The organism is Lentzea terrae, from assembly GCF_003265345.1.
Classification (GTDB): Bacteria; Actinomycetota; Actinomycetes; order Mycobacteriales; family Pseudonocardiaceae; genus Lentzea; species Lentzea terrae.
In genome coordinates this window covers 59,771-73,576 of record NZ_QFWW01000003.1, presented here as the reverse complement: position 1 = coordinate 73,576, position 13,806 = coordinate 59,771, and the positions used below count along the sequence as shown (strand labels likewise).

The following is a 13,806-nucleotide window of genomic DNA, read 5'->3' as shown; positions in this document are numbered from 1 at the left end:
CATGGCCAAAAAGCCCTTCGCCTCCAGCGCCGACCTCGCCAAGAAGGACGAGGTGTTCGTCGAGCTCGCCGAGGGCGTCTACACCCTGACCGCGGAAGGCGACCCCAACGTCGGGGCGATCGAGGCCGAGGACTTCCTCATCTGCTTCGAAGCGCGGGCCACTCCCGCGGCCGCGCGCCGGTGGCTCACGACGCTGCGCAAGCACACGAAGAAGCCCGTCCGCTACCTCGTGCTGAGCCACTACCACGCCGTCCGCACGCTCGGCGCCAGTGCGTTCGACGCCCAGGAGATCGTCGCGCACGAGATGACGCGGGTCCTGATCGCCGAGCGAGGGCAGCAGGACTGGGAGAGCGAGTACGGCCGCATGCCGCGGCTCTTCGAACAGCCGGAGGAGATTCCCGGCCTGACCTGGCCGACGCTGACGTTCTCCGACCGCATGACGATCCCGCTCGGCGAGGAGCGCGGCGACCTCGTGCTGCAGCACCTCGGCCGCGGGCACACGGCCGGCGACATCGTGGCGTGGCTGCCCCAGCAACGCATCCTCTTCGCGGGCGACCTGGTCGAGTCGCAGGCCGCGCTCTACACCGGTGACGCGTTCCACGACGAGTGGGCGACGTCCACTTTGGACGAGGTCGCGGACCTGGGCGCCGAGGTCCTCGTCGGCGGACGCGGCAAGGTCGCCCGCGACCGCATCGAGGTCGAGGCGGCCATCAACCAGAGCAGGCACTTCCTCAACGAGCTGCGTCGCACGGTCGGTGGAGTCCACGCCGACGGCGGCACGCTCAAGCAGGCCTTCGAGCTGGCGCACCAGGCGCTCGAACCCCGCTACGGGCGCTGGCCGATCTTCGAGCACTGCCTGCCGTTCGACGTCAAGCGCTACTGGGACGAGTGCGACGGCAAGGACTGGCCGGAGATCTGGACCGCCGAACGCGACCGCGCCGTCTGGGACGCCCTGCAATGACGGTCCTCGTCGTCGGTGCCGGACCGGTCGGTCTCACCGCCGCGCTCTTCCTGGCCCGCGCGGGCGTGCCGAGCGTGATCCTGGAGAGAGCTCCTGGACGGCAACAGGCCGGCAGCCGCTCGATCTGCGTCCAGCGCGACGTGCTGGAGATCCTCGAACGAGTCGGCGTCGGCCAGGCGGTCGCCGACGCGGGCGTCACCTGGTACACCGGCCGCACCTACCACCGCGACCGCGAGGTGCTGACCCTGACCTTCCCGGAGGCCAAGGGTTTCCCGCCGTTCGTGAACACCCCGCAGACCGTCGTCGAGCAGCTGCTGGAAGAACGCGTCCGCGCCGAGCCGTTGATCGAGCTCCGCTACGGGCATCCGTTGACTGGTCTGACCCAGGACGACAGCGGAGTGTCCACAGAGGACGGAATCCGGGCGAGCCACTGCGTCGCGGCAGACGGTGCGCACTCGACGGTGCGACAGCTCCTGGGCATCCCGTTCGAGGGCTTCTCGTTCGACGACCGGTTCATCATTGCCGACGTCCGCGTCGACCTGGACTTCGAGACACCCGAACGCCGCTTCTACTTCGACCCGCCCTGGAACCCCGGCCAAAAGGGAATCAAACCCAGGCAGGTCCTCCTGCACCCGCAACCGGACGGCGTCTGGCGGATCGACTGGCAGGTCGCCGAGGACGTCCAGCTCACCGACGACCACATTCGCGCGATCGTCGGCGAGAAGCCGTACGAGGTGGTCTGGCAGTCGACCTACCGCTTCCACCAGCGGCGCGCGCAGACGTTCCGGAAGGGCAGGATCCTGCTCGCCGGCGACGCCGCGCACGTGATGAGCCCGTTCGGTGCGCGCGGCCTGAACTCCGGGATCTGCGACGCCGACAACGCCGCGTGGAAGATCGCCGCCGACCGCACCGGCGCGGCGGGGCCGAACCTGCTGGAGTCCTACGGCGTCGAACGCGGCGCCGCGGCCGACGAGAACCTCCGCATCACCGGCGCCACCATGCGTTTCCTCGTGCCGGGCACTCCCGAGGAGCGCGAGAAACGAGAGCGTGCGCTCGAATCCGGCGAAGGCATCGACTCGGGCAAGCTCTTCACCCCGTTCTCCTACGCGAACTCGCCGCTCACCACCGACGGCGGCGAGCTGATCCCCGGCTCGCGCATCGCCGGACCGGGTTTCACGGTCTCGGACGGGCGCGTGATCAGACCGGACGGCCACGTCGCCGGGATCGACTCCGACGACGTGGGGCGCCGCGCGCTGGGCTACAGCTGAATGCCCGGCCTAGATCTGAATTCCGGTGAGCACCGTGATCCGCTCCTCCGTGAAGTCCTCCATCGCCGACCGGACGCCCTCGCGCCCGGTGCCCGAACCCTTCACGCCGCCGTACGGCATCTGGTCGGCGCGGTAGGACGGCACGTCACCGATGATCACGCCACCGACCTCGAGCTCGGCCGCGGCCTCGAACGCCACCTGCACGTCACGGGTGAACACCCCGGCCTGCAACCCGTACTTGGTGTCGTTGGCCTGCGCGAACGCCTCCTCGACGCCGTCGGCGACCGAGACCACGAGCACCGGCCCGAAGATCTCCTCGGTCCACAGCTTGGCGCTGGCCGGCACGTCCGCCACCACCGTCGGCTCGACCGTCGTCCCGGTCCGCTTGCCGCCGAGCAGCACGCGCGCACCCGCGTCGGTGGCCATGTTGACCCACTCCTCGACGCGCCGGGCGTTGTCCTCGTCGATCAGCGGACCGACCTCGACCTCGGGGTCGTGCGGGTCGCCGGTCTTCAGCGCACCCACCGCCGCCACCAGCTTCGGCACGAACTCGTCGGCCTTCGAGCGGTCCACGATCACCCGCTGCACCGCGATGCACGACTGCCCGGCCTGGTAGTTGCCGAACGTCGCGATGCGCTGCGCCGCGTGGTCCAGGTCCGTCCAATCAGGACAGATGATGGCGGCGGCGTTGGACCCGAGCTCCATCACGACGTGCTTGCGCGGCGCGGCTTCCATCAACGACCAGCCGACCTTCGTGGAGCCGGTGAACGAGATGACCGGCAGCCGCTCGTCCTTGACGAGCACGTCCATGTCCTTGCCGCGCACGGGAAGGATCGAGAACGCGCCCTCCGGCAGATCGGTCTCGGCCAGGATCTCGCCCAGCAGCAACGCGCTCAACGGTGTGGCGGAAGCAGGCTTCACGAGCACCGGTGCACCCACCGCGAGCGCCGGCGCGACCTTGTGCGCCACCAGGTTGAGCGGGAAGTTGAACGGCGCCACGGCCAGCACCGGTCCGCGCGGCACGTGCCGGACGATCGCCATCCGGCCCACGCCGTTCGCGTCGGTGTCCAGCCGCTGCAGCCCACCGGTGAACCGGCGGGCCTCCTCCGCGGCGAACCGGAACGTGTTGACCGCCCGTGAGACCTCGATCTCGGCCCACTTGAGCGGCTTGCCGTTCTCCGCGGTGATCGTCTCGGCGATCTCCTCCGCGCGCTCGGCCAGCGTCCGCGACACCTGCAGCAGCGCCTCGGCCCGCACGTGCGCCGGTGTTCGGCGGAACTCCTTCGCGACGGCGTGAGCTGCCGCGACCGCGCGTTCGATCTGCTCTGTGCCCGGCACGGCGACCGAGGCGACCTCTGTGCCGTCGAACGGGTGGAAGACCTCTAACGCCTGCTCGCCCTGCTCGGGGCGGCCGGCGACCCAGCACGGCCTGGGTTGCGGCGTGAACGCGTCCATGGGATCACGTTAGGCCCTATTGGCCTGCACGTACTCGATGAGACCCAGGTAATGAAGATCGTGCCGGTCCGCCCGTTGCTGCACAAACGCCGGATGCTCGCGAATGGTGCGAATCGCGTCGTCCAGACGCACGAGCACGTGCTCGTCGTCGTACGCACACCCGTAGGCCTCGCAGAACAGCTGAGCACGTCGTTTGCGGTCGTGCGGCAGCCCGAACACGAACTGGATGATCGCCCAGCTGACGTCCCACCAGCGCGGACCGGGGTGGGCCGAGTCGAAGTCGAAGACGCCCACGGGCACGCCGTCGCGGTAGACCGTGTTGTACGGCGCGAAGTCGCCGTGCAGCACCACCTCGACGGGCTCCCTGGCGGGGTGTTGCCACCCGTCGCGCAGGTCCACCAGATCGAGTGTCGCGTCGTGCAGCCGCCGCAGCATCAGGGCCGACGCGACCAGCGACTCGTCGTCGGAGGGGAACACGTGGCCAACGTCACCGGGCAGGTAGCTGAGCAGCTCGTGCGACCCGTCCAGTCCGAGTGGAACCGGCGCGATCCCCAGCGGTGCCAAGTGCCGCAACAATTCGTGCACCTGCGGTGCCCACGGCCCGGCCGGCCTGCGCACCGCGTCACCCACCCTGAACACCTGGTTCAGCCCGCCACCGGTCAGCAGCTCCCCGTCCACGCATGACATCCTTGGCGACGTGTCCGACACCAGCAACCGCCCTGTTCTCGTCGTCGACTTCGGCGCCCAGTACGCGCAGCTGATCGCCCGCCGCGTGCGTGAGGCCCAGGTCTACTCCGAGGTGGTCCCGCACACCGCGTCGGTGAGCGAGATCCTCGACAAGAACCCGCTGGCCATCGTGCTGTCCGGTGGCCCGTCGAGCGTCTACGAGGAGGGCGCGCCGCAGGTCGACCCGAAGCTGTTCGAGACCGGCGTCCCGGTCTTCGGCATCTGCTACGGCTTCCAGGCGATGGCGCGCGCACTCGGTGGCGCAGTTGAACAGACCGGCACTCGCGAGTACGGCCGCACCGAGCTCGGCGTCACGGGCGCGGGCGGCTCGCTGCACGAGGAACTGCCGGGCAACCACCCGGTGTGGATGAGCCACGGCGACGCCGTCACGAAGGCGCCCGAGGGCTTCACCGTCACCGCGACCAGCGAGGGCGCGCCGGTCGCCGCGTTCGAGGACACCGAACGCCGCTTCGCCGGTGTGCAGTACCACCCGGAGGTGCACCACTCGCCGCACGGCCAGGAGGTGCTGCGCCGGTTCCTGCACGAGATCGCGGGCATCCGTCCGCAGTGGACCACGTCGTCCATCGTGGACGAGCAGGTCGCGCGGATCCGCGAGCAGATCGGTGAGGGCAAGGCGATCTGCGCGCTGTCCGGTGGTGTCGACTCCGCCGTGGCCGCCGCGCTCGTGCAGCGGGCCATCGGCGACCGCCTCACCTGCGTCTTCGTCGACCACGGCCTGTTGCGCGCCGGTGAGCGCACCCAGGTCGAGCGCGACTTCGTGGCCGCGACCGGCGTCAACCTGATCACGGTCGACGCCCGCGAGCGGTTCCTGAACGCGCTGGCCGGCGTCACGGACCCGGAGGAGAAGCGCAAGATCATCGGCCGCGAGTTCATCCGCGTGTTCGAGCAGGCCGAGCGCGACCTCAAGGCCGAGGGCGACTACGGCTTCCTGGTGCAGGGCACGCTCTACCCGGACGTCGTCGAGTCCGGCGGCGGCGCGGGCACCGCGAACATCAAGTCGCACCACAACGTCGGCGGCCTGCCGGACGACCTGCAGTTCGAGCTGGTCGAGCCGTTGCGCGCGCTGTTCAAGGACGAGGTGCGCCGCGTCGGCACCGAGCTGGGCCTGCCGGAGACGATCGTGCAGCGCCAGCCGTTCCCCGGCCCCGGCCTCGGCATCCGGATCATCGGCGAGGTCACCCAGGACCGCCTCGACACGCTGCGCCAGGCCGACGCCATCGCTCGCGAGGAGCTGACGGCGGCCGGGCTCGACCGGCAGATCTGGCAGTGCCCGGTCGTGCTGCTCGCGGACGTCCGCAGCGTCGGCGTCCAGGGCGACGGCCGCACCTACGGCCACCCGATCGTGTTGCGCCCCGTGTCGTCCGAGGACGCGATGACCGCCGACTGGACCCGCCTGCCGTACGAGGTCCTCGAACGCATCTCCACCCGCATCACCAACGAGGTGGCCGAGGTCAACCGCGTGGTCCTCGACGTGACGTCGAAGCCGCCGGGCACCATCGAGTGGGAGTGATGTGAAACGGCCCCGGTCAGCTGACCGGGGCCGTTTCTCATTGCCGGGACTTCCGTCTCAAGGAGTTGGTCAGCAGGACCACTCCGACCACGATGGCCGTTCCTCCCAGCGCCCACCGGAAGTCGAACCAGAACGTCCCGTTGCTCAGCACGTAGGCCGCCATCAATCCGCCGCCGATCCCGAAGACCAGACCCAGCGGGTCGATCCGCCTGCGCATTGCGGGCTGCTGCTCAGTCACGGAGCACCCTCACCTCTCCGACGTTCGCCAGAACGTCCAGGTCGATCTTCAACCCGCCCTCGCCGTCGTCACCGAGGTCGGTGCCGCTGACCTGCACGGTGCTGCCCTCCGCCCGCTTGCCGAGGCAGTTGAGCTCACCGATGCCCGAGGCCTCGCACTTGAACGTCACGTCGGCGTTCTCGGGCACGTGCACGACGAGCTCGCCGAGGTCCGCCTCCACCGCGGTCTTCACCGAACCGGAGTCCGGCAGCTCGCGCAGGTCGAGACGCACGCTCCCGACGCTGATCTGGTACCTGTCCTGCACCTCGGCGAGGGTCTGCGGCGTCGGCTTGAGCTCACCGAAGTCGTTGGGACCGTCGAACGTGATCGTCGTCATGCCGAAGCCGACCACGGACAGCGGGACCAGCAGCCAGATCAGGCCACGACCACCGCCGGCGAACGAGCCGATCAGCAGACCGGCCGCCAGCACCGCGATCACCAGGCCGATGACGTGCGGAATCGTGAACCACGGCGACCAGACCCCGGCGATCGCGGAACCGGCGATCACCAGCGTCGCCACGCCCAGCGTCGCCAGACCGATCCGCGGCCCGCGCGGCCGGGGTGCGGGCGGCTGCGGCTTGGGGGCCGGTTCCGGCAGGTCCCACGCGAACGGCGCGGCCCCCAGCGGGTCCCAGGCCGGCGCCCCCGGCACCGGTGTCACGGGCGGCGGGTCAGCGAGTGCGGCTGCCGGCTGCAGGTGCCCGCGGTTCTTCTGCAGCAGGTAGATGCACGCGACCGCCGCGGCCAGCGTCGCCACGACCTGGAACCCGCCGCCCCCCAAGGTGAACGCGAGCGCGGGGAACATCAGGAAGCCCAGCAGCACGGTCTGCGCCTGGGACATCGAGCTGTGACCCTTGCTGATCAGCGACTCCAGTGGTGAAACCGTGTCGCCCTCCTCCGGCAGCAACAGCCAGCCCGCCAGGTACAGCGGAATGCCGACGCCGCCCGACAGCACGAGCGCGACGAACGCGATCCGCACGATCACCGGGTCGATCTGGAAGCGCAGGGCGATCCCGGTGGCGACACCACCGACTTTGCGCCCAGCGCGGGGCCGCACCGGCCGGTGGGCCCAGAACTCTCTGAGCGTGTCCGCCACGCCCTGCATTGCCTTCTCAGTCCCGCTCACGATGACAAGGTTGCGCTGCCACGCCTGGAACCACATCAGGGACCAGCCCTGATTCGCGGAACCGGGGTCATCCCTGATGAACAACAGCCCGGGACGTGTGACGATCGGATGGTGAGTGCACGGATTGAGCCGATGCGCCGTCGACGCACCGGCCGGGTGGTCGCGGGCGTCGCGAGCGGACTGGCGGACCACCTCGGCGCACCGGTGTTCTGGGTGCGCGCGGTTTTCGCCGTGGCCGCCGCGTTCAGCGGGATCGGGATCATCGCCTACGGACTGCTCTGGATGTTCGTCCCGCAGTCGACCGTGGCGGAGCCGGAGACCGACAAGGACCGCAAGGAGTGGCAGCAGGCCGTGGGCCTGGCCGCGCTCGGTATCGGCGTCGCGGTGTTCACCGGACTGCTCAACGGGGCGTGGAGCGGCTGGATCACCGGGCCGATCGCCATCGCACTCGTGGGCGCCGCGGTCGTGTGGCGCGAGGCGGACGAAGCACAGCGCAGGCGCTGGAAGGACGGGGCCTTCGCGCAGGGGAAGACGGGGATCGTGCGGACGGTGGCGGGAGGCGCGCTGGTCGTGGCGGGGGTCGCCGCGTTCCTCGTGGTGAACGACTCCGTGCAGAACCTCTCGACCGTCATGCTCTCCGTGGTCGCCACGCTGGCCGGTGTCGCGGTGCTGACCGTGCCGTTGTGGATGCGCCTGGTCCGCGACCTCGACGCGGAACGCCGGGCGCGCATCCGCACCGAGGAACGCGCCGAGATCGCCGCCCACCTGCACGACTCCGTGCTGCAAACGCTTGCGCTCATCCAGAAGCAGTCCGAGTCGTCGCGCGAGGTGAAGCGACTGGCCCGCGGCCAGGAACGCGAGCTGCGCAGCTGGCTCTACGGCCGCGAGGTGGGCGAGCAGCCGCACTCCATCAGCGTCGCCATCGCCCAGGTCTGCGCGGAGGTCGAGGACGACTTCGCCATCGCCGTCTCCCAGGTCGTGGTCGGCGACTGCGAACTGGAGGACGGGATGTTCGCGCTCGTCCAGGCGTCGAAGGAGGCGGTGGTCAACGCGGCCAAGCACGCGGGGGTGGCCGAGGTCAGCGTCTACGCCGAGGTCGAGCCGGACAAGGTCACGGTGTTCGTGCGGGACCGGGGCAAGGGCTTCGACCCGGACACCGTGCCGGAGGACCGGCATGGCCTTGCGGGCAGCATCCGGGGGAGGATGGACCGGCACGGCGGACAGGTGCGGTTGCGCACCGCGCCTGGTGAGGGGACCGAGGTACAGCTTGAGATGCCGAGGAAGACGGAGGCCAGGACGTGAGCGTGCGGGTGTTCCTGGTGGACGACCACGCGTTGTTCCGCGCGGGGGTGCGGGCCGAGCTCGACACCATCACCGACGAGGTGGAGGTGGTCGGCGAGGCGGGCAGCGTCGGCGAGGCGGTGGCGGGGATCGCGCACCACAAGCCGGACGTGGTGCTGCTCGACGTGCACATGCCCGACGGCGGTGGCGCGGAGGTGCTGCGGCAGATCCGGACCAAGATCCCCGAGGTCACGTTCCTCGCGCTGTCGGTGTCCGACGCGGCGGAGGACGTCATCAACGTCATCCGCGCCGGTGCCCGCGGCTACGTCACCAAGACGATCTCCAGCCAGGAGCTGGTCAAGGCGGTCGTGCGGGTGTCGGAGGGCGACGCGGTGTTCTCGCCGCGGCTGGCCGGGTTCGTGCTGGACGCGTTCGCCGACCGGCCGGGTGCCGCGCCGATCAGCGACCCGGAGCTCGACCTGCTGACCCCGCGCGAGCGCGACGTCCTGCGGCTGCTCGCGCGTGGCTACGCTTACAAGGAGATCGCGTCCGAGCTGTTCATCAGCGTGAAGACGGTGGAGACGCACGTGTCGAGCGTCCTGCGGAAGACCCAGCTCTCCAACCGGTACGAGCTCTCCCGCTGGGCCACTGATCGCAGGCTGGTCTGAGGGGACTTTCGGGGGACTTGATCAAAAAGGTCGCTCGCGGTGCGACCGAGGTGCTCGCGCCGTGGGTCTGGGTGATTTTGCTGCCGTTCGCGGTGGCCGCTGCGTCCGAAGGTCTCTGGAAGACGCTGCTGTGGGGGTTCGTGGTCGCCGTGACGGCGTCCGTCATCCCGATGGCCGTCATCGTGCGTGGCGCGCGCAAGGGCAAGTGGGACGGCCACCACGTCACGAACCGCGAGGGGCGGTTGGTGCCTTTGGTGACCGCCGGTGCCTCGCTGGCGGCCGGCACGGTGATCATGGTGCTGGGCTCTGCACCGTCGAGCATGCTCGCGCTGGCGGGCAGCATGTTCGCATCGCTGATCGTCAGCATGGCGATCACGTTCGGGCTGAAGTGGAAGATCTCGCTGCACGCCGGGGTGGCGTGGGCCGCCGTCGTGACGCTGGCGATCGTCTACGGCCCGTGGCTGCTGCTGGTCGCGTTGCCTGCCGCTCTGGTCGCGTGGTCGCGCGTCGAGCTGGGTGACCACACGACGGCGCAGGTGCTGGCGGGGACCGCGATGGGCGTGTTCGTGGGCGGCGGCAGCTTCTGGCTGCTCAGCTTCCCATCTCCGTGATCGAGACGATCTTCATCTGGTCCTCGACGGCCTTGATCTCGACGTCCCACCTGCCGCGTTTCTGCGCGCCGGCATCGGTGGTCAGCACGAGATCGACGGTGACCACCCAGTTCGGACCGTGTGACCGCACGTTGTCCGGCTGCGTTGTGCACTCGACGGAGCGGTAGCCCTGCCAGCGGGCCACGTACTTCTCCCGCGGCTCGGTGGCCCGCTCGTACAGGTTCTCCCAGGCCTTCTGCGGGTTGCCCGGCAGCAGTGCGTAGTGGCTCTTCGCGAACGCGTTCGCCTCGCTAGCGCTGAAGACGCGGTACTTGCCGCCGGAGTCCGGGAAGCTGCTCTGGCTGGTCGGCGAGTCCTTGGTGCCGCTCCAGTACGCGGCCGCAGCGCCACCACCGATCGCGAGCACCGCGATGACGGAGAGGATCACCAGGATCCGGCGGTTCGGCGGCCTGCGCCTGGCCGGTTCGGGAATGGGCAACGGCTGGGACGGCTGCGGCTCCGCTGCCAGCAGGTCCGCGGCCTCCTGAGCCGTCGGCCGCTCCTTCGCGTCGACGGACAGCAGCCGGTTCAGCAGCGGCGTGAGCTCGCCCGCGTTCTTGGCGTCCCGCAACTGCCCGCTGGCGGCCCGGTAGATCAGCCCGAAGCTGTTGTCACTGGGCCCGAAGACCGACTCGCCCTCGATGGCCGTGTAGATCGTCGCGCCGAGCGAGAACACGTCGGACGCCGCGTCGGGGTGCTCGCCGCGCGCCACCTCGGGTGCGAGGTAGGCGGGGGTGCCCGAGATCATGCCGGTGTCGGTCATCGTGCCGTCACCGCTGGACTTGGCGATGCCGAAGTCGGTGATCTTGACCGTGCCGTCGTGGCCGATCAGGACGTTGCCGGGCTTGATGTCGCGGTGAACGATGCCCGCCGCGTGCGCCGCGGCCAGCGCCGAGGCGACCTTGGCGCCGATGCTCGCCGCGTGAGCCGGCTTGAGCGGCCCTCTCTCGGCGAGGAGTGCCGACAGGCTGTGCGACGGCAGGTACTCCATGACGATCCACGGCTCTTCGTCGTCATTGCCGACGACGTCGAACACGGCGATCGCGTGCGGGTGGTGCAGCCGGGCGGCGTTGCGCGCCTCGCGCATGGCCCGCTGGTGGTCGCCGGTGATGAGCTGCTTGACCGCGACCTCGCGCGCCAGCACCTCGTCCCGGGCCCGCCAGACCACCCCCATCGCTCCGCTGCCGACGCGCTCGAGCAGCGTGTAGCGGCCCCCGATGGTGGTTGTCACACCACGAGACTAATCAATCACCGAGACCGACATTCGCCGATCGCGCTCCCGGGGTGGTGCAGATCGCCGAAACACGACGGTGTGAACGCGATGGCGGCGAACCCGAGTTTTAAAGTACCTTGCAACTATGTCCATCGCGGCTGAGATCAACTTCAGTGAGCTGTCGAACAAGCCTGCGGATTCGGTGCGCAAGCTGCAGGCGGCGCCGAACCAGACCTTGCTCGTGCACCGTCGTGGTGACGAGGAGGACCTGGTGCTGACCACGGCCAGCCGGGCTGAGCAGGTGCGCGAGGTCGTCTCGTTCACCACCTCGCTCTTCGTCGTGCTCATGCGTCACAGCAAGGAGTCGCGAAACATGATCACCGAGCTGGTGCCGACGGTGTTCCCGTGGGTGCGGTTCCTGCCGCCGGAGGAAAGGGAAGGCTTCGTCGTCGAGCTCGTGGAGGTCCTCGAAGCCTCGGATTCCCTGGGCACTCCGGCGCCGGTCATCCAGCTGATCACGGAGTGGAAGCACACCGCCGAGGTGTGGGCCGATCCACGACTGGTTGAGATTTTCACCCGCGATGACGGCGAGGATGACGACGAGGACGAGGCATCTGAGTCAGGAAACACCACCGCGTGAGCCCGAAGAAGAACGATCCGGTCGCGCCCCCGACGATCGGTGAGGAGTGGCACGTCCGCTACAACACCACGGATGTCGTCGGCGGGTGGAATGAGCTGGAAAACCGGGTGGCGAACAACCTGCGTGGCGCCTGGGAGACCATGCGCCATAGGCCCGGAACAGCATCAGAAGAGTCGACCAGCCGCCATCATCCGCTCAGACGTCAGCTGGCGACAGGTGCTCGTGGAGGGCGGGTTCTGCCACGCTGGCAGATCGAAGTTACGGGTGGGGACCGCGTCTGGTACCTGCTGGACGTCGAAAGGCGCACAGTGTGGGTTGACTACGCCGGTGCGCACCCCAAGGCGACCGAGTAGCCCGCGATTCGTCGTAGCTGCCCACAACGACGAACACTGCTGGTGGTCTCCGGTGACGAGCGCCTCGCGTTCCGGCACCTCGCCCCGCGCCCGTCAGACCACCTGAGCCGAGCACGAACTAGTCGATCGTCGACACGAGCTTCTGCAGCTCCCGGTCGAAGTCGATCCACAGGTCCTCCTCGCCCGGCTGGACGACGTCGTAGGAGCTGTCCAGGAACGCCGCCACGTCCTCGGCGACCGCGCTGAGGATGGCGAACCCGGTCGGCGCGTTCAGCTCGACCAGGACGCGCTCCGGGTCGTCGGACGCGGGGCGGACCAGGATGTCGCCCTCACCGGACGGGGTCAGCAGACCGTCGGCCAGCAGGTCGCGGGCGAACATCCACTCGACGCGGCCGGTGCCGGTGTGGAACACGACGGCGACCGCGTACGGGTCCTCCGGGTCGTAGACCAGCTCGGCCTCGACCGGCGCGGGAGCCGCGCCGGGGGCCAGCAGCTGAAAAGTCGTCCGGGTGCTGACCTTCAGGTTGTCGTTGTTCATGTCGATGTCCTTCCCAGGCTGGTCTTCACGTCCGCTCACAAAGAGGAGACGGCCAACCGGCGGGATAAGGACGCGATTCGTCTCGGAACCATCCAATTGGGGGAGACGTGCGTCTCACCGCTCAGCGTTTGACCAGGTCGCGCGTCTCGTTTGGTGAGACGTCCTGACCTGCCGAGACGGGCTGCCTGCGGGTCAGCGCGACGCCCAGGAGCACCACCAGCATGCCGGCGACGACCCTCGCGTTCAGTTGCTCGCCCAGGAAGATCGCTCCGAGGAGCACTGAGACCACGGGCAACAGGTAACCGACGGTAGTTGCGGTGGTGGCGCCCTCGTCCGCGATGACGCGGTAGTTGAGGATGAACGCGACGCCGGTGCCGAAGACGCCCAGGATCATCACGGCGACCACGCCGACCCAGTGCAGGTGCAACGGCTGCAGGCCGCCGAACGGCAGCGCGAGGAGCAGCATGCCCATCGCGGTGGTCAGCTGCATGGCGGCCAGCTGCGTGGAGGTCGCGCCGGTGTTGACCAGCTTGCGGCCGGCGTAGGAGTAGCCGACGGCGTAGCTCGCCGCGCCGATCAGGCAGAGCACCGCGCCCCAGCTGGCGATGCTGTTGGCCTGCTGCCACGGCGCGAAGATCAGCAGCACGCCGGCGAAACCGGTGCCGAGACCGAGCATGCGAACCAGGTTGCTGATCTTCTCGGTGCCCAGCACGAGACCGATGGCCAGTGCGAACAGCGGAGTGGTCGAGTTGAGCACGCCGGACACGCCCGAGTCGACGGTCTGGCCGCCGATCGCGAACAGCGTGAACGGGATCGCGCTGCCGAACAGCGCGACGACCAGCATGTGTCCCCAGATCTTCCGGTCGCGGGGCAGCGTCATCTTCGCCGTGGCGAGCACGACGACCAGCACGAGCGCCCCGAAGAACGTCCGCACGAGCGAGATCTGCAGGGGAGCGAGGCTCCCCAGTGCAAGCTTCATCCACAGGAAGCTGGATCCCCACAGCAGGGCGAGCACGCCCATCCTGATCAACGTTCCGCGTTGGTTCACATGTCAACCATGCGGGCTGCGATCCGTAAACACAATTTAATTGTTGTGACGAACCTTTAAGCAAAGCTGTA

Annotated in this window: 15 protein-coding genes; 8 read left to right on the top strand and 7 right to left on the bottom strand. The window is 69.1% G+C overall.

Going from position 1 to position 13,806, the window contains the following annotated elements:
- The first annotated feature begins 1 nt into the window (after position 1).
- Together DI276_RS06015 and DI276_RS06010 are read left to right on the top strand one after the other, a co-directional pair.
- Entirely contained in the window at positions 2-961 is a 960-nt protein-coding gene (locus tag DI276_RS06015; protein WP_112262290.1) for an MBL fold metallo-hydrolase, read from the top strand.
- Positions 958-2,229, top strand: coding sequence for an FAD-dependent monooxygenase (locus DI276_RS06010; RefSeq protein WP_112262289.1), 1,272 nt, complete (start codon positions 958-960; stop codon positions 2,227-2,229). Before DI276_RS06015 ends, DI276_RS06010 begins: the two co-directional genes overlap by 4 nt.
- A 9-nt stretch (positions 2,230-2,238) precedes the next feature.
- Here DI276_RS06010 and DI276_RS06005 read toward each other — a convergent pair whose 3' ends face one another.
- Positions 2,239-3,684 carry an aldehyde dehydrogenase family protein gene (locus tag DI276_RS06005; protein WP_112262288.1) on the bottom strand — a complete coding sequence of 482 codons (1,446 nt, stop codon included), beginning with the start codon at positions 3,682-3,684 and terminating at the stop codon, positions 2,239-2,241.
- Between the two features lie 9 nt (positions 3,685-3,693).
- Positions 3,694-4,362, bottom strand: a complete 669-nt coding sequence (locus DI276_RS06000; RefSeq protein WP_157984542.1) for an aminoglycoside phosphotransferase family protein — start codon at positions 4,360-4,362, stop codon at positions 3,694-3,696.
- Between the two features lie 19 nt (positions 4,363-4,381).
- On the opposite strand from DI276_RS06000, the gene guaA reads away from it, so the two are divergent.
- Positions 4,382-5,941 carry a glutamine-hydrolyzing GMP synthase gene (guaA, locus tag DI276_RS05995; RefSeq protein WP_112262286.1) on the top strand — a complete coding sequence of 520 codons (1,560 nt, stop codon included), beginning with the start codon at positions 4,382-4,384 and terminating at the stop codon, positions 5,939-5,941.
- A gap of 37 nt (positions 5,942-5,978) precedes the next feature.
- Here guaA and DI276_RS05990 read toward each other — a convergent pair whose 3' ends face one another.
- Positions 5,979-6,179, bottom strand: a complete 201-nt coding sequence (locus tag DI276_RS05990) for a hypothetical protein (protein WP_232836486.1) — start codon at positions 6,177-6,179, stop codon at positions 5,979-5,981.
- The gene (locus DI276_RS05985; RefSeq protein WP_232836485.1) at positions 6,172-7,344 is read right to left on the bottom strand and encodes a PspC domain-containing protein; all 1,173 of its coding nucleotides are present in this window, start codon (positions 7,342-7,344) and stop codon (positions 6,172-6,174) included. The genes DI276_RS05990 and DI276_RS05985 overlap by 8 nt, the downstream gene beginning before the upstream one ends.
- Before the next feature lie 132 nt (positions 7,345-7,476).
- Between DI276_RS05985 and DI276_RS05980 the strand changes: the two genes are divergently transcribed.
- The 3 genes from DI276_RS05980 to DI276_RS05970 are packed head-to-tail and all read left to right on the top strand — an operon-like array spanning position 7,477 to position 9,904.
- Positions 7,477-8,646 carry a PspC domain-containing protein gene (locus tag DI276_RS05980; RefSeq protein WP_408610500.1) on the top strand — a complete coding sequence of 390 codons (1,170 nt, stop codon included), beginning with the start codon at positions 7,477-7,479 and terminating at the stop codon, positions 8,644-8,646.
- Positions 8,643-9,293 (top strand): response regulator, encoded by a 651-nt coding sequence (locus tag DI276_RS05975; protein WP_112262282.1) that lies wholly within the window; start codon positions 8,643-8,645, stop codon positions 9,291-9,293. The genes DI276_RS05980 and DI276_RS05975 overlap by 4 nt, the downstream gene beginning before the upstream one ends.
- A 17-nt stretch (positions 9,294-9,310) precedes the next feature.
- Positions 9,311-9,904 (top strand): hypothetical protein, encoded by a 594-nt coding sequence (locus DI276_RS05970; protein WP_332874615.1) that lies wholly within the window; start codon positions 9,311-9,313, stop codon positions 9,902-9,904.
- Here the strand turns inward: DI276_RS05970 and DI276_RS05965 are convergent.
- Positions 9,885-11,174, bottom strand: coding sequence for a serine/threonine-protein kinase (locus DI276_RS05965; RefSeq protein ID WP_232836484.1), 1,290 nt, complete (start codon positions 11,172-11,174; stop codon positions 9,885-9,887). The two genes, DI276_RS05970 and DI276_RS05965, sit on opposite strands and share 20 nt — an antisense overlap.
- Before the next feature lie 127 nt (positions 11,175-11,301).
- On the opposite strand from DI276_RS05965, the gene DI276_RS05960 reads away from it, so the two are divergent.
- A complete protein-coding gene (locus DI276_RS05960) occupies positions 11,302-11,796 on the top strand; it encodes a hypothetical protein (protein ID WP_112262281.1) in 495 nt (164 codons plus the stop codon).
- On the top strand, positions 11,793-12,149 hold the full coding sequence (locus DI276_RS05955; protein ID WP_112262280.1) for a hypothetical protein: 357 nt from the start codon (positions 11,793-11,795) through the stop codon (positions 12,147-12,149). The genes DI276_RS05960 and DI276_RS05955 overlap by 4 nt, the downstream gene beginning before the upstream one ends.
- 118 nt (positions 12,150-12,267) lie before the next feature.
- On the opposite strand, the gene DI276_RS05950 is transcribed toward DI276_RS05955, so the two are convergent.
- Together DI276_RS05950 and DI276_RS05945 are read right to left on the bottom strand one after the other, a co-directional pair.
- Positions 12,268-12,687 (bottom strand): SsgA family sporulation/cell division regulator, encoded by a 420-nt coding sequence (locus DI276_RS05950; RefSeq protein WP_112262279.1) that lies wholly within the window; start codon positions 12,685-12,687, stop codon positions 12,268-12,270.
- 121 nt (positions 12,688-12,808) lie between these two features.
- A complete protein-coding gene (locus DI276_RS05945) occupies positions 12,809-13,735 on the bottom strand; it encodes a DMT family transporter (protein WP_232836483.1) in 927 nt (308 codons plus the stop codon).
- Positions 13,736-13,806 lie beyond the last annotated feature (71 nt).